This is a genomic window from Nitrospinota bacterium, assembly GCA_009873635.1.
Taxonomy (GTDB): domain Bacteria; phylum Nitrospinota; class Nitrospinia; order Nitrospinales; family VA-1; genus LS-NOB.
Window position 1 is genome coordinate 78,055 of record WAHY01000009.1, and the last position, 25,232, is coordinate 103,286.

Sequence of the window (25,232 nt, forward strand, 5' to 3'; positions counted from 1 at the left end):
ATGAAGATTAAAGCTCTATTTTATAAGGGGAAATAGTTCTTGTCTGTTCGGGGGTAGGGACTTGCATATAAAATTTCAGCATCAATAGCATATAAAAATTTCTAGAAGTTTTTACAGAAAGAGTAAAAATATTTAGCATGGTCGAGCTCCATACAATAGTTCTGGTTTCTGTTTTATTGCTTTTGGCGGCGATGGTGATTTTGCCGATTTTTTTTGGCGCTCCATGGCATCCGCTACTTCCAGGAACAATAAGGAGAATATTGCGATTTGCTGAAGTTCAACCTGGCGAAACCATCTGTGATCTCGGTTGTGGTGAGGGCCGTGTTTTGATTACTGCGGCGAGGGAGTTCAACGCTCATGCGGTCGGTGTTGAAATAGATCCTTTAAAAATTTTACTGGCCCGTTTGCTGGCGAGGATCAACGGGGTTGGTGACAAGGTCAAATTTGTCCGGGGAAACTTGTTTGACTTTGACCCTGGGTCTTCAGACGTGCTTTACCTTTACCTGACCCACCAGGCGATGGATAAATTGTTCCCGGAAATTTTAAAGAAATTGAAACCTTCCGTAAGAATTGTCTCTTATAGATTTTGCCTGCGAGGTATGACACCAGAAAAAATCAGTGAAGATAAAACTCTATTCCTCTACCAACTCGATAAAGGAAGTAAGATAAACAGCTACTACTGAGCGTGGGGCTGGTGAGCAGTAGCAAAAACTTGCTGGCAACAGTTTTGCCCGGCTTTAACCGGTTTTGGGTTATTTAAAATAACCTTCCCCCATTAGGGGTGGGGAGATGAAAAACTTTCTAGGTGCAGATTTTCGGTTCGCAATTATGTTATCTAATGCCGAGACAAACGCTTGTTTGCTCATTAACTTTATGGCTGATTACCTGCGGAGTTGTCCGCCCATTGGACCATGCCTTCCCAGATATAACCGGACCTGCCTTTATGTTTCACCACCAGCCAGTTTTTATTGTTGAGTTCAATGTTTGTCCGTCTTACCAAACTCACTTCTTCCCCTTTTCTGAGCTTGGCGATATTGGGAAAAACGGGACCAGGACCTTTCTTCAGTTCAACCCCATCGGTCACAACCTTTAAACGTCTACCGGGTGGAGACTCTACCACAGGTGTTTGTAGTGTTGGCTCTTTCATGGCTGTTTCTGCTGGAGCTGGTTCGGCCACAACAGGTTTTGGAACGGGTGCTATGTTTTGTGGTGGGGTGGGCGCGGGTACCGAGGTAGCCGGTGGGGCAGGAGATGGTGTACCAGAAAACCTGGCGATTTTTGGAGCTTTTGGCTGCTCGGTTGGAGCAGTTTGAGTCACGACAGGTTTTTTCATGACGGGAGCGGGAGAGGGTTCGGGTGCCGGGACTGAGGCAACATCTACCCCAATATTGTCTACAAATTTCACAAATATTGGATTAGAAACTAAATGGTCTGTGGGAGAGACCATTGCCTTGACGCGATAATATACGGGTTTAACACGGTCTATGCCGACATCTCTCCATGTTAAGTCATAAGGAAGAGAAACAGTTTCTTCTTTCACCAGGGTTCCGTTACGGATGATCTGTATCTGGGCTGTTTTGTTTCCACCCTGCACTGAACGAAGTTTCATGCTGATGGCGGGAAAATCAGTTGAAACCAGTTCTTCTCCCAAAGTTACTTGATTACCCGCTTTTTGGTCTTTGACTACAAACTCATCAAGTGAAAGCCGGTTCGCATCGGATTGCCGGACGGCATACATCCTGCCCTTTTCCATTGCTTCAAGCACAGCCTCATGGTTTGTTTCCCGTACAAGAAAAATGGTGCGCACGGACCCCAGACTATCCCCATTCTGGTTTTCGCAAAGATAGTCATTAGACCCTATTCCCCATACGGGTTTTCCCCTCTGGCCATCAAGATATTCAATGAGCACCTGGTCCCATTGCTGACCGGGTTCTGTCTGCCTGATAGGTGTGTCGCCAACGGCCTGGAATCCTGTGTAGTTTTGTGTTTTTAACAGATCATCAGGGTAGGGTAGGGTTTCCAGAGACAGGGTATCTTTCTGGCTGATCCCGGTGTTTATTTCCATGTGGTTCCAAAAAACCAGCCCTCCTTTGGAGGTGGTAAAATCTATAAAGTTTTGATATGGCTCCATGCCTTGATCGCCTTTGTAAGCATCAAAGGGCGTGCTTTGAAAAGGATGATTGTTCACGGTCAGCAGGGCAAAGAACAACATAAGTGGTACTGTGATTTTTCGGGAATAACCTTTATATACGGCTCCTACGGTTAGCAAAAATATGAAGCCGATGATCAAGAAATCATTTAGAAACTCATTGATATAATTTTTTGAAAAATTACTGTTGGGTAAGGGTAGTTGTTCGTATTCTTGTGCGGAAGGCAGTCCAAATACCAACATATGTTTATCCCGGTTATGGGCCATCAGGTTTTTATCATAGTGACTTCCGGTCCAGAAATAGAAGGGAATGGTTTCCACTCCCGGAATTAGTAAAGTGCGTTCAAACTTTCGGTCGTTATCTTTAATTTCTGACAAATACCCTCCTGCTCCCCGTTCGAGCACAGAAGGTCCCTGATATATGTCCTTAAAAATTTTTTCAAAAGGTTTGACTCCGAACTCTATGGAATTACGGGCAAAGTCTGAAAATAAGACTGCGTCTATTTTCTGCCGTTCTGCCTGATTGGCGATATCGGTAATAGGTGAACAACCTTCGCTGAAGTTTGTTTTAATATCGGCAATACCATCAATCTGAATATAAAGGGCGAAAACGGTGGCAGGGAAGATAGCCGACAGGATTCCAAGAAAGGTCATTGTGCCAAGGCATCTTGATACAAGTTGATTTTTGAAAAAGCGAATCGATTTCCTGCGAATCAAGGTATAAGCACCTCCAACTATTTGATCCTTCAATTGTTAGTCATATTAAAACATAGAGTTGGAATACTCTCTATCTAAAACTTGTAAAAGGATTGAATAGCTTGGTAAGGGATATAGTGGCTAAATTTTTTTGTGGTCTGGTATTTTATGTTATACTTAAATCGTTGAGTTTGAATGGTTTTCTTCCCTGCTGGCGAGCCGCCGGTGGCAAAGCAATGGCTTTGTTAAACTTGCTGAATAATTAATCCGAAAGCTCTTGATATCTGCCCTTCTGGCTAAAAAAGGGCGTGAGCTAGGAGCCAGTCCTGTCTGAACTTCTTTTCAAAATCCCAAAGGGTTGAGTTTTATGGCATCCAAACTTTTAGTTGCTGACGATAGCATCACCATACAGAAAATTGTATCAATGGCTTTTGAAAATGAGGACGTGGTGGTTGAAGGCGTTGGGGATGGACAGGAAGCTTTTGATCGAATTGCAGAGTTTAAACCAGATATTGTTCTGGCTGATATAGATATGCCGGGTCTGAACGGTTTTGACTTGAGTGAGAAAATCAAGGGCTCACCGGAGACAAGTGATATCAAAGTTCTACTGCTTGCCAGCGATTTTGAAGATTTTGATGAAGAGCGTTATAAGGCTTGCGGGGCGAATAATCATATATCAAAACCATTCAAGTCAGATGTTATTGTGACTATGGTCAACAATCTGCTTGAAGGTTCTGATGCTGCTGTCAGTTCTGCGGCTGATTTAGAAGAAACAAAAATTCCCGCTGAACCTGAAGTTATTGAACCGGATGATACAGAAGAAGCTGCTGAAATACTAGAAAACCTGAAGGTGCCGGATGTGCAGGAAGAACCCAGCCTTGAGGAATTGCTGGAGTCGGTAGAAAAACTTTCAACGGAAGGTGTTGAAGCCCCGGAACCGGCAGATGATGAATCTGATCCCGCTTTAAATACGGAGGAACTTGAACTTCCTGAGTCGGAGGGGGTGATCAGTGAGGAACCGCAACCCTCTGAGCCTGAAGTCATTGAGCCGTCGCAGGTAGAAGAAAGCAAACAAGATTTGGAAGCAGAAGAGCAGGGTTCTGAGACATTGCAAAGCCCTGTCGAGCAGGACGGGGAATTGCAGGAACCTGTCGTTCCATCCGGAAGTGATGACGACATAATGGACCAGATGATTCGGGGTGTTGAAGAGTTGAAGGAGTCTGTAAATCCCCAAAGCTCCATTGAAGAAGAAAGTGAGCCTTTATCCCTGGCAGAGTTAGATGCCGGTGAAGACGACAGCTATGATGATGAGCCAGAAATATTTGCGGAAGTTCGCCCCCGTAAGATGGATAATATGGATGACCTGGACTCAACGTTCAAGGAGCTTGCCATGGGGGCCAGACCGGACCAGCCTGACTTCGAGGAATCCCGTCCTGAACTGTCCTCGTTGGGGGGGATTGTTCCCGAGCCTGAAGACCTGTTAGAAAAAATAGCTCCGGGTGCGTTTTCAGAGGTGGGCAAACGACCTGCGACTCCGGAAGATATAAAAGAAAATCTGGATTATATTTCGGGACTTTCAGGACAGGGTAAAGATACGGACGATATATCTTCAAGAGACTGGAGTTATGAATCAGGTGATGATCGTTTCAGCCAGGCCATTGCCGATGAGGTCAGGCAGGTGCTGAATAGATCGTTGGGCACTTCTTTGGAAAAGGAAGTTTTTGGATTGTCCGATGCTATTTTAAAAGTCATCCGAGAAGTTGTGAGAGAGGTTACCCCTGAAATTGCCCGCAGGGTGATTCGGGAAGAAATTGAAAAAATTAAAAAGCAGGACATGTTTTAACCTGATTTATGATCCGCTCTATAAATTAAACACAAATTAAGACTGTATTTTTTTAATCTCTCAATGCGCGTTTCAGGCTTAGCGGAGAGTATTTGTTATATTGCCTGCAGGAAAGTTTTGCACTGAATGATACAATTGGATAAGCATTACGAACCAGAGCAAGTTGAAAAACGCTGGGGACAATTTTGGCAGGAAAAAAATTTTTATCACGCTGATGAAAAGCTTGATAGTCCACCCTTTTCTATAGTTATACCTCCTCCCAATATTACGGGCCGTCTGCACATCGGGCATGCATTCAACAATACACTGCAGGATATCCTGACTCGCTGGAAGCGCATGCAGGGTTTTAATGCGTTGTGGCAACCGGGTACAGACCATGCTGGCATTGCCACTCAGAACGTGGTTGAACGTCAACTGCACGATGAAGGTACTGACAGACAGGCTCTCGGACGTGAAGAGTTTGTAAAACGAGTGTGGAGATGGCGCAACGAATCCGGCGGGACAATCAATGAGCAGTTGAAAAAACTGGGCAGTTCTCTGGATTGGGAGAGGGACCGCTTTACTATGGACGAAGGGTTGTCCAAAGCGGTCAGAGAGGTTTTTGTCACTCTCTATGAAGAGGGGCTGATTTACAAGGGAGACTACATCATAAACTGGTGTCCCCGTTGTCACACGGCACTGTCTGACCTGGAAGTGGAGCATGAAGACAAACAGGGCCACCTGTATCATTTGAAATATCCTTTTAAAGAAAGTGATGGTTCTCTGATCATTGCCACGACACGGCCTGAAACAATGCTGGGAGATACCGCCGTTGCCGTCAACCCGGAAGATGAGCGCTACACAGAATTCAAGGGCAAGACATTAATCCTTCCAATAGTGAATAGAGAAATTCCACTCATTGAAGATAGTTATGTTGATACCTCTTTTGGTACCGGAGCTTTAAAAGTGACCCCTGCTCATGACCCCAACGATTTTGAAATTGGGCGGCGGCATAAACTTGATTCCGTCAACGTGATGGATCCCAGTGGTTTTATGAACGCCGAAGCAGGCCCTGCATACCAAGGCATGGACCGTTTCGAATGCCGTAAAAAACTGGTGGAAGACTTAAAAAGCCAGGGAATTTTGCTGAAAATAGAAGACCTGACCCATTCTGTTGGCCATTGTTACAGGTGTAAGACAGTGGTTGAACCTTATCTTTCCAGGCAATGGTTTGTTAAGGCAGGCCCACTGGCGGAACCAGCTATTAAAGCGGTGAGAGAAGGCGAAATTAAAATTGTTCCCAAATTTTGGGAAAATACTTATTTTGAGTGGATGGAAAATATCCGAGACTGGTGCATATCCCGTCAAATCTGGTGGGGGCACCAGATTCCCGCATGGACTTGTCAGGATTGCGAGGAAATTCAAGTTTCCAGGGAGACACCTGAAAACTGTTCAGCTTGTTCCTCAACGAACCTTGAACAGGATACAGATGTGTTGGATACCTGGTTCAGCTCAGCTCTCTGGCCGTTTTCTACATTGGGGTGGCCGGAGCAAACGGAATCATTGAAAAGGTTTTACCCCACTTCTGTTCTTTGTACTGGATTTGACATCCTGTTTTTCTGGGTGGCACGCATGATCATGATGGGTATGAAATTCATGGGAGATGTGCCGTTTCGTCATGTTTATATCCATGCCCTTATCCGGGATGCGGAGGGGCAGAAAATGAGCAAGACAAAAGGGAATGTGATTGATCCCCTTGCTGTCATGCAGGAATATGGAACAGATGCGTTAAGGTTTACCCTGGCGGCTTTTGCCGCTCAAGGGCGTGATATTAAACTGGCTGAGGACCGTATCGAAGGTTATCGCAATTTTTGTAACAAACTCTGGAATGCCTCCCGGTTTGTGTTCATGAACCTTGAAGGTTATGAGGGGAATTGTCAACTGGACGAACATTCGGAAAAATCCATCGCTGACCAGTGGATTCTAAGTCGACTGAACAGCACCACGCAGGAAGTCAATCACGCTCTGGAGAATTTTAAGTTTAATGATGCTGCGCTGGCGGTTTATAAATTTATCTGGAATGAATATTGCGACTGGTATATTGAACTTGCAAAGTCCCGCTTGCAGAAGGAAGGAGCTGAAAAAACCGTTGCGCAAAATGTTCTTGTGCATGTCCTTGAGGCGTCCCTGAAACTTCTTCACCCGTTTATGCCGTTTATCACTGAAGAAATCTGGCAAAAACTGCCTAAAAAAGGAGACAGCATTATGATCAGTGCTTTTCCTGAATATGATGCCGCAAAAAGTGATAAAGATGTGGAAGAGGGAATGGGAAAGGTAATGGAAGTCATTACGGGGGTGCGAAATGTCCGTGGCGAGATGAACCTCAACCCAGGGTTGAAATTAAACGTTTTAATCAAAACCCGCCATGCAGAATTGGAAGCGACTTTAAAGAAACATTCAGGATTTATATGCGAATTAGCCCGTGTGGATCAAATAACTATAGGGCCGGATATCCCTAAACCTAAGGTTTCCGCATCTTCTGTATTTGGGGATATGGACCTGATTATCCCTCTTGAGGGTATGATGGATTTCGAGGAAGAACGGAATCGCATAGAAAAAGAGTTGAAAAAAATTGAAAAAGACCTCATATTTTTAGATAAGAAACTCTCCAACCCGAATTTTGTGAAGAAGGCGCCTGCCGACGTCATTGAAAAAGACGAGAAAAGGAAAACCACCCTTTCTGAAAAACAGGCCAAACTTGAAATTCATTTAAAAACTATAGAACAGGCAATACAGTAAAGAATGTTAATCACCTTCAGGAATCTCATGTTTCCTCATCTCTTCTGATCATGGATGCAAAAACAGGTACCCTTACGCGCGATGAAGTAAGTGTTGAATCCCAATGGGACTTAACAGGGTTATATTCCTGCGATGAAGATTGGACTGCCGAATTGGCGGAATTGGAAGCGGAGGTTGGGAATTACGCTTCCTTTGCCGGTACCTTGGGAGACTCTGCCCTTAAACTCAAGGCATGCCTTGAGTTTGATATGAACTTTTCCCGAAGACTTGAAAAGCTTTATACATTTTCCCATCTTAAAAATGATGAGGACAAGACCAACAGTGTTTATCAGGGAAACTTTGAGAAGATAATGATGTTGGTCAGTGAGGCGAGCAAAGCTTCAAGTTTTATTCAGTCGGAAATCATGTCAATTCCTGAAGACAGGATGCGCGAGTATTTGGACCACAAGGAACTGGAGTTTTACCGGTTTCATCTTGAAAAGGTTTTGCGTTACAGGGCGCACACTCTCTCGGAAAAGGAAGAGGCACTTTTAGCAGCATCCGGAGAAATGGGACGGGGCATGAGGGATGCGTTTGACATGCTTGATAATGCCGACCTGCAACTTGGAGAGATTGAGGATGAAAAGGGAGAAAAGATTTCCCTCACTCACGGAAACTTTCAAAGTCTTCTTCAGAGTTATGATCGTAGAGTCAGGAAAGATGCATTCGCTACCTACTACAAGGCTTATGAAGCGCATCAATTTACTTATTCCACATTGCTTGCCGGGAGCATAAAAAAAGATTTGTTTTACTCTCGGGCCAAAAAATTTCCCAGCTACCGTGCTAAAGCCCTGTTTGCTGAGAATATCCCGGTAGAGGTTTACGACAATCTGATTGAGTCTGTACATCAGAACCTTGCTCCACTCTATAAATATTTTAACTTAAGAAAACGCCTGTTAAATCTCGATGCGCTGCATATTTATGACTGCAGTGTCCCGCTTGTGAAAGACATAAATTGGCATATGCCTTTCGATCAGGCTGTGGAAGAGATTCAATCTGCCCTGAATCCGTTAGGTACAGAGTATGTTGATCAACTGGTACGGGGGTTGTCAGTGGACCGCTGGACAGACAGGTATGAAAATAAAGGTAAGCGCAGTGGTGCTTATTCGTCCGGCTGCTATGATTCGAATCCGTTTATCCTCATGAATTATAGAGAAGACAATATCAATAGCGCTTACACCCTTGCGCATGAGGCAGGGCATTCAATGCACTCGCTGTATTCGAGGAAAAACCAGCCCTACCTCTATTCCGACTATACGATTTTTGTGGCTGAGGTGGCTTCTACTTTTAATGAGGCTCTTTTGACCCGCCACTTCCTGAGTCAGGATATAGACCGCGATATGAGAGTTTATTTAATTTGCAGGGAGATTGATAACTTCCGCGGTACGCTATACAGGCAAACCATGTTTGCTGAATTCGAACACCAGGTCTATAAGGCGATGGAAAATAATGACCCTTTAACCTTGGAACCTTTTAAAAAGATTTACACGGATCTTCTGGGGCTTTATTTTGGACCGGAAGTGGTTCTGGATGATTGTTTGTCACTGGAATGTTTCCGTATCCCTCATTTTTATTTCAGCTTTTATGTTTATAAATATGCCACAGGTATTTCTGCGGCCTATGCTTTGGCCGAGAGAGTTCTTTCAGGCGGAGACTCTGAATTGAATGACTACCTGTGTTTTTTGAAATCTGGCGGATCAAAGTATCCAATAGACTTATTACGTTTGGCAGGGGTGGATATGCTTTCGCCCGAACCTGTTAGAACGGCTTTAACAAAGTTTTCTGCCCTGGTCGATGAATTAGAGCAGTTGACCAATAACTAGGATTTTTAACGGAGGGATTATCATGACACGCAACCTCATAACAAAAGGAACAGCGTTTTGAAAAAGACAGGCTCATTCAGAAAAAACGGCGGCAACCAGCGTAGAACTCAAAACCGCCAGGGAAATGCATCTGGAAAAAACCACAACCAGAATCAAAACCAGAACTCGGGAAAAAGAAAAGGGGGCATCCACCCATGGGTTTCCTCTGGTACTTCTTCTACTCAGGCACTCACCTCTCATATCAATATAGCCAATAAAAACAGTTCCGGCTCAAGCAGTAATCGCAAAAATCAAAATGGCAAAAACTCTCACCGCCAAAAACGAAATAACGGCAATAACTCCATGAGGTCAAATGGGGCCAGGACATCAAATCAGGAAAGAAATGGAAGAACTGCGCCATATCCTAATCGTTCTTCCAATGCTTCTGCCCCAAAGAATTCTTCTGTGTCAGGGAAGACATTGACTGGAAGCCTGGACCCTTTCAGCCTGTTTTGCGCATACCATTTGGGAATCGGTCCCAAAAAAGAATACCGGCCTTCAAACATCAATGAAGTTGCAAGGCGGTTTGGCAACGACCCTGCTACCATTCGTCAGGCTCTTAAAGATTGTGATATGGACTCAGCCTCCCTGCTGGATAAGGACTTTGACATGGCCTTGGCCCAATTGGATATTCAGGTCGCCCCAGAAGGTATTGACCGTATGGAACTTGCGAAATCTATTTATGAGGATTTTCTTGCTGCGCCATGTGTGAAAAGGGATTGGAAAAAAATCCTGGAGGAAGACCGCAAAGAAAACCGCAAGGTCTTTGGCGGATAGACAATAGAATCTTTAGGGTCCGGCTATAAAAAGATTGATGAGCGTTATTCCGATACAACACTTCCTGTAGGAATACGTCGAAAATTTAATCCCTCGCGGATGATTTGGTCCTGTAGTTTTTTGATCCTGCCATTGGAGCACTTCAAACTATTCATTAAGATTGAAAAAGCAAAAGTCTCACCATCTCTGGATTGAAAGTAACCGGAAAGTGAGCTGACATAATTCAGGGTTCCGGTTTTCACACGTGCTCTTTCTGAAATTTTGACCCCTCTCATCCTGTTTTTCACATTTCCATCAACACCCATAACACCCAAAGCAGAAACAAATTCTGGATATACTCCGAAGTCATTTTTGACGTAGCGTAGAATGTCGATGATCATTTGAGGTGATATACGATTTTGCCGGGACAGGCCAGAACCATCAAGAACCTTATACTGATCTTGCCTGTATCCCAGTTCCGTCAAATATTCTTCAAATGCTTTAAGGCCTTTGAGAGTGGTTCCGGGCGGACCGAATTTTTCGGCCCCGATAGTTTTTAAAATCTGCTCTGCCACAAAGTTGTTGCTGAACTTGTTAAGGCCCTGAAGTGCCAGGGTAAGAGGCTCTGACTCGTGGGTTAATAATTCCGTTGCTGTTTCTGGAACCCGGTCCTCTATAATTTCCCCGCGGAATTTGATGTCGGCATGATGAAGATACTTCTTCAGTGTGCTCAAAGTATACAGTGTGGGATCTGTAATGTTTAAGAAGTACTGGGCGCGTGGCTGGTTCAGTCTAATCCCACCTGAAACGGTGATCTCATCAAAACCATTGCGGTCCAGCCGATTTACAATCAACCTGCCGCGTTTGCCGGGCTTGAGGGTCTTGGCCTGATTGTCGAGAGTTATATATTCGGTATCAGGTTCGATGATAATTTTTGGTTTGCGTCCGGCTTTTTCTCCGGGGCCAACAAATGCCTGGACGGTATTGAAATTAAAAGACAACGCACCTAACGGGGCTTCATAAGCCTGAGCACCAGGATTCTTGATCCAGGTTTTTACTCGTTTTCTGTCGTCGAAGAAAGAGTCATCGCCAATAATATTTCCGTTGACCTTGTACAGTGGAAGATTTTTTAACTTGTTGACCAGAAGCCACATTTGTTCGGTTACAAACTTCGGGTCTCCATAACCTTTGATATAAAGATTGCCGTTTAACTCACCATCCTTTAATTCTCCATCTGTATAGATCCGTGTTGGAAACCGGTAATTGGGACCTAGAACCTGGAGTGCAACGGCTGTAGTGAGGATTTTTAAATTTGAGGCGGGGATAAATAGTTTCCCGGCACGTAACTCATACAGGGATTCACCTCGGTCCAGTGAATAAATCTTAATTCCAAAATTGTTTTTTCTCAGGCAGGAACTGGAAAGGACTTTTGTTATTTTTTTCTTAAATTCCGGGATCCCCGTTTCACGAATCTCAGCATCTGCCAAAGGGGGGGATGCCAGACAGCAACCGAGTATACATACGGCAATAATTGACCTAATTTTATAGTAAAGGAATCTCATCGGGAAAAATTCTACTCTGTTAAAAATAATTTTACAATTGACAAATCCGGGTGCATTAGCGAATCTGTTCAAGGCAGGTATCAGCATCAATACTTTCTGGAGAGGTCATGATTGATTTTTCGCGTATCAAATACGGTGTGCTGGTCGCAATGGTGGCAATCCTTTTCGGAGGAGTGATGGGCCTTTCCTTTGGATGTTGTGAAGACAGCATAAAAGGTACCTTAAAAGCTGGTGCTGCTGATGCCTTATCTACAGTTTATAAAGGCGATCAGGCCAAGGCCGATAAAGTGGTCAAAAAATCATGGGTCTATATGAAACGGGCCCATTTACACTCGCAAACAATGGGTGTAATCAGTATTGCTTTTTCACTTTTGGTGGCATGGCTTAATTTCCCGCCAACTGCGCAATTGGGAATCTCTCTGCTAAGCGGGTTAGGCAGTTTGGGATATGGGCTTTTCTGGATGTTATCGGGTTACCTGGCTCCAGGTATGGGGTCAACAGGAACGGCGAAGGAATCTGTAGCGCTTATTGCCCAGGCATCAGGAGGAGCTTTTTTTGTGGCGGGTGTCGCACTATTTGGTTTCATGGCCTATAAAATGTTTTTCAAACCAACTACAGAATAAACTTCTGTTCTATCTGATAAACCTTATCTATTAAATTTACATATTTATGAATTACGATCTTGTAGGAATAGGCAACGCCCTGGTTGATATTGAAGTTCAGGTTGATGATGCCTTTGTGGAAGAATTGTCGGTGACCAAAGGCGGCATGACCCTTTCCTCTGAAGCCGAGCAGGAAAAAATTTTAAATATCCTGAAGTCCAAACCCCGCAAGCTTTCATCAGGCGGTTCGGCAGCCAATACGATTCATGGCGCAAGTGTTCTGGGGGCAAAATCCTATTACCTGGGCCGTGTGGCCAATGATGAAAACGGGAAGCATTACACCGAAGATATGAGGTCCTGCGAGGTTGGGTTTTGCGGACCTGGTTCCGATGATACAGGCACGGGTACCTGTGTGATTCTCATAACCCCCGATGCTGAACGCACGATGCTTACGAACCTGGGAGTTTCTTCGATGCTTCATCCTGATAATGTGGACGATACCATTATACAGGATGCCAAGGCAGTTTATGTAGAAGGTTATTTGTGGACGGGTGATGAAACCCGCAAGGCTGGATTACATATGGCGAAGGCTGCTAAAAAAGTGGGCGTTCCCGTTGCATTCACTTTGAGTGATGCATTTGTGGTCAACACATTTAAAGAAAGCCTTGTAGACTTTATCCAATGGGATGTCGATATTCTTTTTTGCAACGAAGTGGAAGCACAGGCTATGACTGGCGAAACTGATTCCCGCAAGGCTTTTGATAAGCTGTTAGCCTGGGTGGATATTTTGTTTTTGACTTTGGGTTCCAATGGATCACTTGCCGGGAAAAGTGGTAACGAGCCTGTTCAGGTTAACACTTTTCCTGTTAATGCGGTCGATACAACGGGTGCCGGCGACCTTTTTGCCGCTGGTGCTCTTTATGGACTGATCAACGAGAAGACGTTAAGTGAATCGGCAATTTTAGGTTCCTATTGTGCGGCTCAGGTGGTTTCCCACATTGGAGGACGGCTGCCGACACATTCCCACAAGCGTATTGAAAATATCCTGGCCGAATATCACGAGCACCATCCGTATAAACATTCCTGATGACAGGCGTTGGTTAGAATTTGTTCCCAAGGTTATACTTTCTCTTAAAGGTTTGTTACACTCATAATATTAGTTAAAGTTTAAACCCGAATGGAGGAGGAACCCATGAAACGGCTTCGCGCTTTCCTCCTGGCCCTTTGCATGCTTGTGGTTGGCTGCGGTACGGTCGGGAAAGATTTTGACAGCTCAAAGGTCAAAAAAATTCAAAATAATGTTACCACCCAACTCGAAATTCTTGAATGGTTTGGTGTGCCCTATAAAGAAGGGACAGAAAACAAGCACACCATGTGGACCTATCAACTGGATACATGGCAGGCAATTGGTGAAGGCCAATCCAAGGGACTGGTGATTTTGTTTGACAAGAACAATGTTGTCAAGGCCCATCGTTACGAATCAAACTTCTAGCGAACTATCTCAGCAGGAAAATCACAATGTTTTTATTTTGCTTGCAAACACTTTCTCGGCTCAGTGGACTATTGTCCCGCCTCCTCCTCGGATAGTGGGAAAAAAAGTTTCATTGATTGTTTATGACTTTGACGGCACTCTGGTCGATACCCTTTTTGACATTGCCGACGCTGTAAACCTTTCATTGGAAGAAATGGGCCTGAGAACCCTTTCCCGTGAAACGATCCGACAATATGTTGGTAAAGGTGTTGAAAGGTTGATGAGCCAGTCGATAAATGGAACAGGTTTTGACGATTTGTCCAGCGCCGTTGAACTTTTCCGCAAGCACTACTCAAACAACTTGATGAACCACACCCGGTTTTACCCCTCTGGGCGCGAGATCCTGGATCACTTCAGCGATAAAAAGCAGGCTGTCTGCTCGAATAAACCCGAAGAGTTTGTCAGGCGTATATTGGAATCCCTTGAGAGCCTGGATTTTTTCGATGCCATTATTGGTGGCGATAGTTTTAATTCCAAAAAACCTGACCCGGAAGGTTTGAATCATTTGCTGGAATGTTTTCAGTGTTCCCCGGAGCAGGCAGTACTTGTGGGCGACAGCACTGTGGATATTGAAACGGGTAAACGTGCCAAAGTAATCACTTGTGTGATCAGCCACGGATTTGGCGACTCAAATGAAATTGCCCTGGCAAAGCCAGACTTCTCTATCGACCATTTATCGCAACTCAAGGAAATATTTCATTAGAACATTGATTAAAGAAATTTTCTTAAACGAATTACACTGCCTTGAGATGGTCAACCGGTTGACTTTACTCTGGGTTGTTTCTACAATGCCTCCTTTCTATGAAAGACATTAAAAGCATTTATCTTATAGCAATTTGCGGCACCGGAATGGCAGCGTTGGCAGGGTTGCTAAAAAGTGCAGGTTATCGAGTATCTGGATCGGACGCAAATATCTATCCGCCTATGAGTACACTTCTGGAAAATGCGGGTATCCCTGTTCTGCCGGGTTACAGAAAGGAAAATATAACTGAAAATATTGATCTGGTTATTGTCGGCAATGCGGTCTCCAAATCCAACGAAGAAGTTCAGGCTGTTATGAAGGCCGGGTTAAATTACACTTCTTTTCCTGCGGCGATTGCTCGTTTTTTTCTGGAAGGCAGGCAATCTCTGGTAGTCGCTGGAACGCATGGAAAAACCACCACCACTTCGATTTTAAGTTGGGTGCTTCAGTCATCAGGGAGAAAACCCGGCTTCATGGTGGGTGGTTGGTTGAAAAATTTTGATAACAACCATCAGGTTCCTGAAGGAAATTTCTTTGTTACAGAAGGCGATGAATATGATAGCGCTTTCTTTGATAAAGGTCCCAAGTTTCTGCATTATCGTCCTGATGCTTCCATTTTGACAGGTATTGAGTTTGACCATGCTGACATATTTGATGATCTTGACCAGATAAAAGAGGCTTTTCGCAAGTATGTGAACCTGATTCGCCCAGATGGGATTATACTGGTTAAACATAATGATAAAAACATTCAGGATGTATTAAAAAATGCGGTGTGCAGGATTGAGACTTATGGCTACAGTGATGGGGCTGACTGGTTGATAGAAGGTTACCGGTTCGAAGATGGGCGCTGTGACTTCACCCTGTCCTTTAAGGGTGGAACAAAAGCAAGTTTTCAATTAGCAATGATTGGCCGACATAATGTGGAAAATGCGGCGGCTGTAGCGGCTCTTTGTTTGCGACTGGGCCTGACTGAAGAAGAAATAAACGTTGCTTTTAAAACTTTTCAAGGTATCAAAAGAAGGCAAGAGGTGGTTGGAGTTAATAATGGCATAACAGTGCTTGATGATTTTGCTCATCATCCAACTGCCATTCGCTTGACCATAGAAGCTGTAAAAGAGGCATATTCTGGCCAAAGACTGTGGGCAGTATTTGAACCTCGGTCAGCCACCTCAAGGCGCAAGGTGTTTGAACAGGAATTTCCCGATAGCTTCCTCGGTGCCGACAAAGTGATTATTGCAGGATTGTTTGCGCCTGAAAAAATCAGTGAGGAAGAAAGATTGGATCCTGGGAAGGTTGTGAGTTGTTTGCAAAAAAAGGGATGCGATGCCTATTTTATTAAGGAAGTGGACGACATTGTAGGATTTATGTCAGATAATGCTGTAAGTGGTGATGTGGTTCTGGTCATGTCATCGGGCGGATTCGGTGGCATTCATCAGAAAATTCTGGATCAATAATGGTTATGGATAAGGTTTATCACGGACAAATTAAGCTCGGTCTGATACAGAGAGGAGTTTTGATTCCAAACATAATTCAGGGGCTTTCTGAAGTTGCTGGCGGGCTGTGTTCCGGAAAGCCGGGAGAAGAAATCACTTTAGCTTTGGCTGAAGATTTCATTGTCAAAACAAACTTGATTGCACAAGACCAGGACGGCCCAAAACTGGTCTGCCATGGAGATCAATTACGCATTCATATGAAGGAAGGGGAGATTGATGTTGGTGTCATCAAGGTTCCTGAGTTTTTAAAGCAGCAGTTAAAGCAGCGTACCCCGGTATCTGAAAATATTTGTCTTGATGGTTATTGTCTGAACATATTTCTCCGTGCTATTGGGCAAGGCAAAAAGCTGAGTATGCCGATCGAAGTTATTTTGTCTGTCATTCAGTCTGCCTTCGAAGAAGGTGCCGCGGATCTGGTGCAGTTAAATATGGATTTTTGTGAGGAGGCGGACCGAGGGTTTGCCCGGTTGGCACCCCTGGTCGAGGCGATTAAAAAAAGGTTTAATACTTTTGTTGCCTTGAAAGGCTTTCCCCCTTCAAACCAGGGAACCATTGACCTCATGTACGCCTCGGGTTTCGATATTATTAATTTTCCACTGGGTGGTTTTTCCGGGACGATCAAGTCCAAAAAAAAGATGACAGCCAAGCAGGTTCATTCAGCTCTGGAATATGCTGCAGGGATTTTCCCTCCCGGTACGGTGTGGACCGATCTGGTTTTGGGTTTGGAACCTCTACCCAGATGTAAGGAAGGTGTTGACCGGCTAGTGGATTCAGGAATCATTCCTTTAATTTATTTGCAACGTGAAAGCAGCGAAACCTCTGACGGATACCGTGATTTAGTAGAGCTTGCAGAGTATATGAACATGGCGATTCAACGAAACCGTCTCCCTTTAAAATGGCTTTATCCGACTTGTCGTTTTTTAAGCCCGCTTGATACGCGCTTTTTTACTGAAGACCCTCTCCAGGCCCGTCTTGCGGTGACTCCCGTATACAAGTCTGGGCTTGGGAGAAAAACATCAGCGGGCTTTGCGGCGCTGCGTCGCAAATTACGTATACGCAATGTCAGCGATTCCTTTGAGTCGTCAGGTTTGTAACTTTTCAAGGTAAGATTCACCCTTTAATCTATACTAAAAGTTACCAGGGGGAGCGAGTCGCTCATAGCGAGAGAAAATTCGCATCTTTTTTTACAATAGGGCCGTAACATATGGTTGCTCAGGTAAAAAAAACCAACAACAGGGCAGTTCCCGAAGTGCCTTTGAAGAAACTTGAAACATTATGGTTGCAGGTTGGGGGCACCCTCTGCAACCTGGAGTGTGCCCATTGTTTTATCAGTTGTGGTCCAAAGAACGATACCATTGCAATGATGACTTTGTCCCAGGTTAAGGAAAGACTGGAGGAGTCTGAGTCTTTGGGTGTGAAGGACTATTACATTACCGGGGGCGAAGTTTTTATCAACCCGGAGATTTTTGAAATTCTTGCTGAGATACTACGCTATGGCCCGCTTGATGTCCTGACAAATGGAACCCAGTTTACCGCTGAGAAAGCACAAAGGTTGAGAGATATTCAGGATGCGTCTGAACATTTACTGCGTTTTCGAGTGAGCATGGAAAGTTTTGACGAAGTTGCTAACGATGCGATACGTGGTAAAAATTCTTTCAGGCAGGCCTTGAAAGGAATCCAACACCTGACCCGAGCCGGGTTTTCGCCGATACTCACTATCACACGCTCCTGGGAAGAGGAACAAGATGGGGAGATGGAATCAAAGTTTTTAGATTTTCTTAGGGACAACAAGGTACCGCAACCACAAATCAAGATTTTGCCTGGTTTTAAGCTGGGGAAACTTGCTGAAAATCATCGTGCTTATAATTCCGAAGAGCGGGTAACAGAAGCCTGCTTTGAGAATTTTGACATTACACAACTCCAATGTTCAACTTCACGGATGGCGACGGGAGAAGGTGTGTATGTCTGTCCTATCCTTGTTGATAACCCAAAGGCCCGCATGGGTAGCAATATAGAGGAAACTCTTCGTCCCTTTCCACTTGCGCACCCTGCCTGTTATACCTGCCGTGTTACGGGGATGACCTGTAAGTCTTCAGCTTGAGAGGGATTTTATATTGAGCCCATTCCCAAAGGTTGGTAGCATGACCCTGATCTTTGGTTTTCAAGGATAAGTACTCTTTCAATAATCTTTTTAAGAGGGTTCTGATAATGAATAATTATCGCCCTCAAAACTTGTCATGGCTTTAATGCATTCAACAATGGTTCCGCTGGGAACCCCGGCTCCGAATTTCAAGCTTCCGGGAGTGGATTCGAAAATGTACTCTCTGGACAGTTTTTCGGATAAAAATATCCTGGTGATCATTTTCATGTGCAACCATTGCCCTTATGTAAAAGCGGTATTGCAACGGTTGATTGATTTACAGGCAGAGACAGGCCCAAATGGTGTTCAGTTGGTGGGTATCAACTCCAATGATGCGGAACGCTACCCTGATGATTCCATGGAAAATATGAAGAAGGTGGCAAATGATAAAGGAATAAACTTCCCTTATCTGTTTGATGCCTCCCAGGAGACCGCCCGTAACTATGATGCTGTGTGTACTCCCGATATTTATGTTTATGGTCCAGAGAGGAAACTTTTGTATCGAGGTAGAATCGATGACAACTGGGAGCATGAAGAAAAGGTGACCCAGAGAAACTTAAAAGAAGCTCTGGATTGTCTTGTCGCTGGCAATGAAATTCCTGACGAACAGATTCCCTCCATGGGTTGTTCCATTAAATGGAAACAGAACTAGGCTAAAACGATGGAGACACTTAAAAAGTGGTTGTTTATTCTGGCTGCGGTTGTTTTTGTTGGCTCGCTGTTTGCTGATAAAATCCTTTCTTTTTATATAGACTGGTTGTGGTTTGAAAGCCATGGGTTTACTTCGGTTTTATTGACAGTATTGGTTTCGCAAATAGGGTTCGGGTTATTGACGGGTGTGTTATTCTTCCTGTTCACTTTCGGATTTCTCAATCAGGTCTACAAGAAAACCTCTCACCTTCCTATTCTTCTGTCAGATCAGGTTCGCAGGGAAGTTCCTTTGCTGGATTTTATGGCGGGAAACTTGAAACTCCTGATTTTCGCAGGTCCTCTGGTTTTGTCGGTCATGACCGGACTGGTTATGGCCCAGCAATGGGAAACTCTCCTTCAATATTTAAACGCTTCCCCGTATGGCGAGGTGGACCCTATCTTCGGTAAAGATATTTCCTTTTACTTCTTTACCCTTCCCCTATGGTTGCTGGTGAAATCATTATTGTGGGAAACAATGATCGTGCTCGCACTGGGTGTTGGGCTGATCTATTTTTTTAAGCGTTTTATTTATGTGGGCCCAACCGGGGTCGTCCTTCTCCCTGATGCAAGACGTACTTTGTCAGGCATTGCCGGATTATTCTTTCTTTTATTTGCCAGTGAGTTCTATTTACAGCGTTATGAGCTGCTGACCGCGGGAGGGGATTTGATAGCGGGTATTGGTTTCTCCGAAGACAAGGGGGCAATCCCTGTCCTTTATATATTAACGGTCACTTCTCTGGTGGGTGCTTTTTTTTCATTTTCCGGGTTTGTCCGGCCGGGTATGAAAAAGGTTGTAATGTCTGCTGTTGGCCTGGGGGTGGTATTTTTTGTCGCCAATTTATACCCGAAAATATTGCAGAAATTTATTGTGCTTCCCAATGAATTGGTAAAAGAAACCCCATACATTGAACACACCATCGCAGGCGCGTTAACGGCCTATGGGCTTAGCCAGACAGAGACGCATGAGCTTTCAGGCTCTGCTACATTGACCGCAGATAGCATTCGGCAAAATGCTATCACGATAGAAAATGTCCGGCTGTGGGATCAGGAACCTCTGCTTGATACACTGGGCCAGATACAGGAAATTAGAACTTATTACCAGTTCCAGTCAGTGGACAATGACCGCTACCAGATTAACGGGGATTACCGCCAGACCTTGCTTTCACCAAGAGAACTGCTTTCTTCCAACTTACCCAACCGTACATGGATCAACGAGCATTTAACATTCACACATGGTTACGGAGTTGCTTTAAGCCCGGTAAACCAGATTACCCCTGAAGGGCTGCCGGTTCTGTTTGTTAAAGACATTCCCCCGCAATCCAATATAGATATGGAGGTAAAAAGACCGGAAATATATTTTGGTGAGTTGGCAAACGATCATGTGTTTGTCAACACGGGAACCAAGGAGTTCGATTATCCGGAGGGTGAGAAAAATGTATATAAAAATTATGAAGGTGAAGGTGGTTTTGAAGTTGGGTCTTTTTTCCGCAAACTTGTGCTGGCCGCACGATTCAAAGCCCTTAAAATAATTTTTTCTGAAGATATAAACGATGAAAGCCGGGTTTTGATGTACCGGAATATTACGGACCGGGTGCAGAAAGTGGCGCCATTTCTAAGGCTGGATAATGACCCCTATCTGGTGATTTCTGAGGGACGCCTGATTTGGCTTTATGATGCTTACACAGTAAGTGACCGGTTTCCATACTCTCCACAAATACCCCGGTTCGGAAACTATGTGCGTAATTCTGTGAAAATTTCTATCGATGCCTATGACGGTTCGATGAATTTTTATGTCGCGGATGAAGCGGACCCGATCATACGAACCTTCCGTAATATTTTCCCGGAACTGTTCCAGGACCTGAGCAAGATGCCGGAAGACCTGCGCAGTCATACCCGTTATCCCTCTGACCTGTTCATGATTCAGACGCATATTTATGCGACCTACCATATGAAGCGTCCACAGGTTTTCTATAACAAAGAAGATCAGTGGGAGATTCCGGAAATTGACGGAAGCATTATGAGGCCGTATTACACGATCATGAAATTGCCTGGCAAGGATCGTGAGGAATATATCCTCATGCTGCCGTATACTCCTAGAGGAAAGAGTAATCTTTCTGCATGGATGGTAGCGCGTAGCGATGGGGAACACTATGGAAAACTGGATGTGTATACGTTTCCCAAGCAAAAGCTGGTGTTTGGTCCCAGTCAAATGGTGGCCAGGATAAATCAGGATGCAGAGATTTCGCGGCAGATTTCATTGTGGGATCAGCGAGGGTCAAGTGTTATACAAGGGACCCTCCTGGTTATTCCCATTGAAGAGTCTTTGGTGTATGTTCGACCTTTGTATTTGAAAGCTGATGCCGGGAAGATTCCCGAACTTAAACGCGTCATCGTGGGTTATGAAGACATTATCGCCATGGAGCGAACTTTAGATGAAGCGTTGGAGAAAATATTCACAGGCTTTACCCGGGAACCTCAAGAAGATATAGGCCAACATATAGCCGATTCCAGTTCTCAATCAAAGCCGGCTAAGGATCAAAAGCTCGTCCTGAGCAAACGCGACTACGACAACATTCGCAATACGTATAGACGTATATTGCAATCACAGGAAAAACTGGACCAGTCCTTGGCGCAATATCGCAAAGACCTCGAGGGATTCGGCGAGCTTTTGGAGGATACCCAGGTACTACCGCATGTAAAAGATGTTCCGTCTGAATAATCTATTCTGATCTAATTAAGAATTATCATTGGAGAAAAGGCCCAACTGACTCGTCTCGAATTTTTTGTCGATGATGGGAACGGGATAATTCCCATCGAAACAGGCTGAACAGAACTTCTTCTTGCCATTTTCCAAAACTTCCATCATTTTTTCCAGGCTGAGATAGGCCAGGGAATCCGCTGCAAGGTATTGGCAGGTTTCTTCCAGGTTGTGTTTGTGGGCAATCAGTTCTTCTTTGGTTGGTGTGTCGATGCCGTAAAAGCAGGAGTGAAGAATGGGGGGTGCCGAAATACGCAGGTGAACCTCCTTGGCTCCTGAATCCCTCAGCATTTTTACTATCTTACGACTTGTTGTTCCACGAACTATTGAGTCATCGATGATGGCAATGCGTTTGCCGGAGATCATTGTTTTGACTGGATTCAGTTTCAGCTTCACACCAAAGTGCCGAATTTGCGACTGTGGTTCAATAAAAGTTCGTCCAACATAATGGTTTCTAATGAGACCCATTTCAAAGGGAATATCACTTTCTTCAGCAAACCCCATCGCCGAGACAACTCCCGAGTCGGGAACGGGTATAACGATATCAACATCAGCCGGACTTTCCTGGGCCATGGCCCGGCCCATGTTTTTTCTGACACTGTATACATGCTCGCCGAAAATATAGCTGTCTGGTCGCGCAAAATAAATATGTTCAAACACGCAATGTTTTGGATCGGCTTTCTTAAAAGGAAAAAACGACTTTATCCCCTGATCATTGATCAAAAGTACCTCACCCGGTTCAACATCGCGGATGTATTCGGCTTCAATAAGATCCATGACACAGGTTTCTGAGGCTACGATGTATGCACCATCAAGTTTCCCCAGACAAAGTGGACGGAATCCTTGTGGATCACGGGCAGCTACCAACTCGGTTTCTGTCATCAGGACCAGGGAATAGGCGCCGCTGACCTGGCCCAGGGCATCCGCGGCCCGGTCTACAAACGAATCAGCTTTTGATTGAGCCATTAAGTGTACGATGACTTCGCTGTCGTTGGTGGACTGAAAGATTGCCCCTTTTTTACCCAGCTCTTCACGGATGGTTTGTGAGTTCACAAGGTTACCGTTATGGGCTAAAGCTAATGACCCTCCGGAATAGTTGATCATGCAGGGTTGGGCGTTTACCAGTTCGCTATTCCCCGCAGTTGAATAACGGTTATGACCGATGGCTAAAGGCCCGGGTAAGTTCAGAATTCTGCTGGGATTAAAAATATCTGCAACCAGTCCCATTCCTAGTTCAATATGCATTTTGGAAAGATTGCTGGCAACGATCCCCGCGCTTTCCTGTCCCCTGTGCTGCAGTGCATAGAGTCCCAGGTACACCAGATTGGCGGCCTCGGGATGACCATATACTCCTACAACCCCGCATTCCTCATGTAGTTTGTCCAGCATAGTTCCCCAGTGATGATTTCCAGATTTCTTTTAAGACTGCGATTTCCTGTTTAACGATTTCTTCCCCGTTGACTCTTATCAAGAGATGAGAACCACCCACTTTACCGATCAGAGAAAAATCGACCGGAAAGGTCATAGCCAGGTCTTCTATTTCATCAATTTTCTCTTTGGAAAATGAAATAACAATCCTTGATTGAGTTTCCCCAAACAGCAATGCGTCTTTTCTTAATGTGGATTCCAGTTCTAGTGTGGCACCCAAAGTCTGGCTTCCCGACGAAAAACAGGATTCCGCTACTGCTATCGCAAGTCCTCCTTCTGAACAGTCATGGGCAGAAGCAATGAGCCCTCTTTCAATTAGTTCGCGACAAAAATCCTGAACTTGTTTCTCGTGCTTTCGATCCAGAACGGGAGGTTTCCCTTCACTGCGATCAAACATGACTTTCAGGTATTCGGTTCCTCCCAATTCCTCCATGGTAAAACCGATAAGAGCGATTTGATCTCCGGAATTTTTAAATCCCTGAGTCATGACTTTTTCCTGATTTTCGATCAGGCCGACCACAGCAACAGTAGGTGTCGGGTAAATCGCTTCCCCTTTTGTCTCATTATAGAGGCTGACGTTACCACTGACCACTGGAATATCAAAAAACCTGCAGGCATCACCCATTCCTTCCACAGCTTGTTGAAACTGCCACATAATCTCAGGCTTTTCAGGGTTGCCAAAATTAAGGCAATTGGTCAGGCCAATAGGCTGGGCTCCTGAACAAACCACATTCCTGCATGCTTCTGCAACGGCAATCGCTGCACCTTCATAGGGGTCCAGATAGCAGTAACGGCTGTTGCAATCCACTGATATGGCTACGGCTTTATTTGTATCTTTGATGCGAAGCACTGCCGCGTCCGACCCGGGTAAAACCAATGTGTTCAGTCGTACCATGTGGTCATATTGTTCGTAAACCCATTCCTTGCTGGTGATGTTGGGGGTTGCCAGAAGTTTTTTTAAGGCTGTATCTCCATGTGAAATATCGGGGAAATCGCCCATGCTGATATGCACCACCTCATCAAGATATCTGGGTTGCTCTGTCGGTCGTTTCAAATCCAGCGCTCCATCGACAACAGGGAAGATTGGCAGGTTCACCACTTCCTGTCCTTCAAACTGTATGCGGACACAGGGTTCTTCGATCACTTCACCGATGATCGCGGCATCCAGTCCCCATTTATCTAAAATGGCCAGGGCTTCTTCTTCATGACCCGGTTTCACCACGAACAACATCCTCTCCTGGGACTCGGAAAGCATGATTTCATAGGGGACCATGCCTTCTTCTCTTAAAGGAACTTTAGACAAGTCCATAAACACGCCGGTTTCAGCCCGATGCGCCATTTCAAAGGATGATGAAGTGAGCCCTGCGGCCCCCATATCCTGAACCCCTACCACCCAGTCTTTCTTGAATAACTCAAGGCAGGCTTCAATCAAGAGTTTTTCGGTGAATGGGTCGCCTACCTGAACAGTGGGCCGCTTGTCTTCAGTGCTTTCATCAAACTCAGAAGAAGCTAAAAGGCTTGCGCCATGGATTCCGTCTCGTCCGGTTTTTGAACCGACATAAAGAATTTGGTTTCCGACACCACCGGTTCCTGCCAGAAAGATTCGGTCTGAATTGACCAGTCCCAGGCAAAAAGCATTGACCAGGATATTTCCGTTATAACAGGCATCAAAATAAATTTCGCCACCAACAGTAGGAACGCCAGTGCAGTTGCCATAGCTGGAGATACCATCGACCACACCATTAAGCAGAAAACGTGTGCGAGGTTCCTCAAGCTCCCCGAATCGTAATGAATTCAACAAGGCGATTGGTCGTGCACCCATGGTAAAAACGTCTCGCATGATACCACCCACACCGGTCGCGGCTCCTTGATGAGGTTCGATGAATGAGGGATGGTTATGACTTTCAATTTTAAAAACGACAGCAAGCCCATCACCAATATCTACAACCCCTGCGTTTTCTCCTGGGCCCTGTATGACTCTGGGGCTTTCGACCGGGAGTTTTTTCAAATAGGGTCGAGAACTTTTATAACTGCAATGTTCGCTCCACATAACAGAAAAAATACCCAACTCAGTTATATTCGGGGTTCGTCCCAGCAGGTCCAGGATTCGCCGGAATTCTTCCACAGTTAAACCGTGTTCCTTGACGATTTCAGGAGTGATCT

The 25,232-nt window shown here is 44.9% G+C and carries 18 protein-coding genes; 14 read left to right on the forward strand and 4 right to left on the reverse strand.

What is annotated here, in order from left to right:
* The first annotated feature begins 137 nt into the window (after positions 1–137).
* Complete coding sequence (locus F3741_07390) at positions 138–683, forward strand: class I SAM-dependent methyltransferase (protein ID MZG30619.1); 546 nt, start codon at positions 138–140, stop codon at positions 681–683.
* Between the two features lie 188 nt (positions 684–871).
* Here the strand turns inward: F3741_07390 and F3741_07395 are convergent, their stop codons facing one another.
* The gene (locus F3741_07395) at positions 872–2,803 is read right to left on the reverse strand and encodes a hypothetical protein (protein MZG30620.1); all 1,932 of its coding nucleotides are present in this window, start codon (positions 2,801–2,803) and stop codon (positions 872–874) included.
* A gap of 409 nt (positions 2,804–3,212) precedes the next feature.
* Here F3741_07395 and F3741_07400 point away from each other — a divergent pair, with 409 nt between their 5' ends.
* From F3741_07400 to F3741_07415, 4 genes are all read left to right on the forward strand, one after another.
* Positions 3,213–4,688, forward strand: a complete 1,476-nt coding sequence (locus tag F3741_07400; GenBank protein MZG30621.1) for a response regulator — start codon at positions 3,213–3,215, stop codon at positions 4,686–4,688.
* 126 nt (positions 4,689–4,814) lie between these two features.
* A complete protein-coding gene (locus F3741_07405) occupies positions 4,815–7,466 on the forward strand; it encodes a valine--tRNA ligase (protein ID MZG30622.1) in 2,652 nt (883 codons plus the stop codon).
* A 50-nt stretch (positions 7,467–7,516) separates the two neighbouring features.
* The gene (gene pepF / locus F3741_07410) at positions 7,517–9,328 is read left to right on the forward strand and encodes an oligoendopeptidase F (protein MZG30623.1); all 1,812 of its coding nucleotides are present in this window, start codon (positions 7,517–7,519) and stop codon (positions 9,326–9,328) included.
* Between the two features lie 57 nt (positions 9,329–9,385).
* Positions 9,386–10,144 (forward strand): hypothetical protein, encoded by a 759-nt coding sequence (locus F3741_07415; protein MZG30624.1) that lies wholly within the window; start codon positions 9,386–9,388, stop codon positions 10,142–10,144.
* Between the two features lie 44 nt (positions 10,145–10,188).
* Here the strand turns inward: F3741_07415 and dacB are convergent, their stop codons facing one another.
* Complete coding sequence (dacB, locus tag F3741_07420) at positions 10,189–11,772, reverse strand: D-alanyl-D-alanine carboxypeptidase/D-alanyl-D-alanine-endopeptidase (protein ID MZG30625.1); 1,584 nt, start codon at positions 11,770–11,772, stop codon at positions 10,189–10,191.
* A 20-nt stretch (positions 11,773–11,792) separates the two neighbouring features.
* On the opposite strand from dacB, the gene F3741_07425 reads away from it, so the two are divergent.
* The 9 genes from F3741_07425 to F3741_07465 all read left to right on the forward strand — a co-directional run bounded on the left by F3741_07425 (position 11,793) and on the right by F3741_07465 (position 21,602).
* Complete coding sequence (locus tag F3741_07425) at positions 11,793–12,308, forward strand: hypothetical protein (protein ID MZG30626.1); 516 nt, start codon at positions 11,793–11,795, stop codon at positions 12,306–12,308.
* A 46-nt stretch (positions 12,309–12,354) separates the two neighbouring features.
* Positions 12,355–13,374, forward strand: coding sequence for an adenosine kinase (locus tag F3741_07430; GenBank protein ID MZG30627.1), 1,020 nt, complete (start codon positions 12,355–12,357; stop codon positions 13,372–13,374).
* Positions 13,375–13,479: 105 nt separating this feature from the next.
* Positions 13,480–13,779: a hypothetical protein gene (locus F3741_07435; GenBank protein MZG30628.1), complete on the forward strand. Its 300-nt coding sequence runs from the start codon at positions 13,480–13,482 to the stop codon at positions 13,777–13,779.
* Positions 13,730–14,521: an HAD-IA family hydrolase gene (locus F3741_07440; GenBank protein MZG30629.1), complete on the forward strand. Its 792-nt coding sequence runs from the start codon at positions 13,730–13,732 to the stop codon at positions 14,519–14,521. The genes F3741_07435 and F3741_07440 overlap by 50 nt, the downstream gene beginning before the upstream one ends.
* A gap of 98 nt (positions 14,522–14,619) precedes the next feature.
* The gene (gene mpl / locus F3741_07445) at positions 14,620–16,014 is read left to right on the forward strand and encodes a UDP-N-acetylmuramate:L-alanyl-gamma-D-glutamyl-meso-diaminopimelate ligase (GenBank protein ID MZG30630.1); all 1,395 of its coding nucleotides are present in this window, start codon (positions 14,620–14,622) and stop codon (positions 16,012–16,014) included.
* A gap of 5 nt (positions 16,015–16,019) precedes the next feature.
* Complete coding sequence (locus tag F3741_07450) at positions 16,020–17,147, forward strand: hypothetical protein (protein MZG30631.1); 1,128 nt, start codon at positions 16,020–16,022, stop codon at positions 17,145–17,147.
* 110 nt (positions 17,148–17,257) lie between these two features.
* A complete protein-coding gene (locus F3741_07455; protein ID MZG30632.1) occupies positions 17,258–18,154 on the forward strand; it encodes a radical SAM protein in 897 nt (298 codons plus the stop codon).
* A 136-nt stretch (positions 18,155–18,290) separates the two neighbouring features.
* A complete protein-coding gene (locus F3741_07460; protein MZG30633.1) occupies positions 18,291–18,845 on the forward strand; it encodes a thioredoxin family protein in 555 nt (184 codons plus the stop codon).
* 9 nt (positions 18,846–18,854) lie between these two features.
* A complete protein-coding gene (locus tag F3741_07465) occupies positions 18,855–21,602 on the forward strand; it encodes a UPF0182 family protein (GenBank protein MZG30634.1) in 2,748 nt (915 codons plus the stop codon).
* Between the two features lie 15 nt (positions 21,603–21,617).
* On the opposite strand, the gene F3741_07470 is transcribed toward F3741_07465, so the two are convergent.
* Together F3741_07470 and purL are read right to left on the reverse strand one after the other, a co-directional pair.
* Positions 21,618–23,030, reverse strand: a complete 1,413-nt coding sequence (locus tag F3741_07470) for an amidophosphoribosyltransferase (GenBank protein ID MZG30635.1) — start codon at positions 23,028–23,030, stop codon at positions 21,618–21,620.
* The gene (gene purL / locus F3741_07475) at positions 23,011–25,230 is read right to left on the reverse strand and encodes a phosphoribosylformylglycinamidine synthase subunit PurL (protein MZG30636.1); all 2,220 of its coding nucleotides are present in this window, start codon (positions 25,228–25,230) and stop codon (positions 23,011–23,013) included. The genes F3741_07470 and purL overlap by 20 nt, the downstream gene beginning before the upstream one ends.
* Positions 25,231–25,232: the final 2 nt, after the last annotated feature.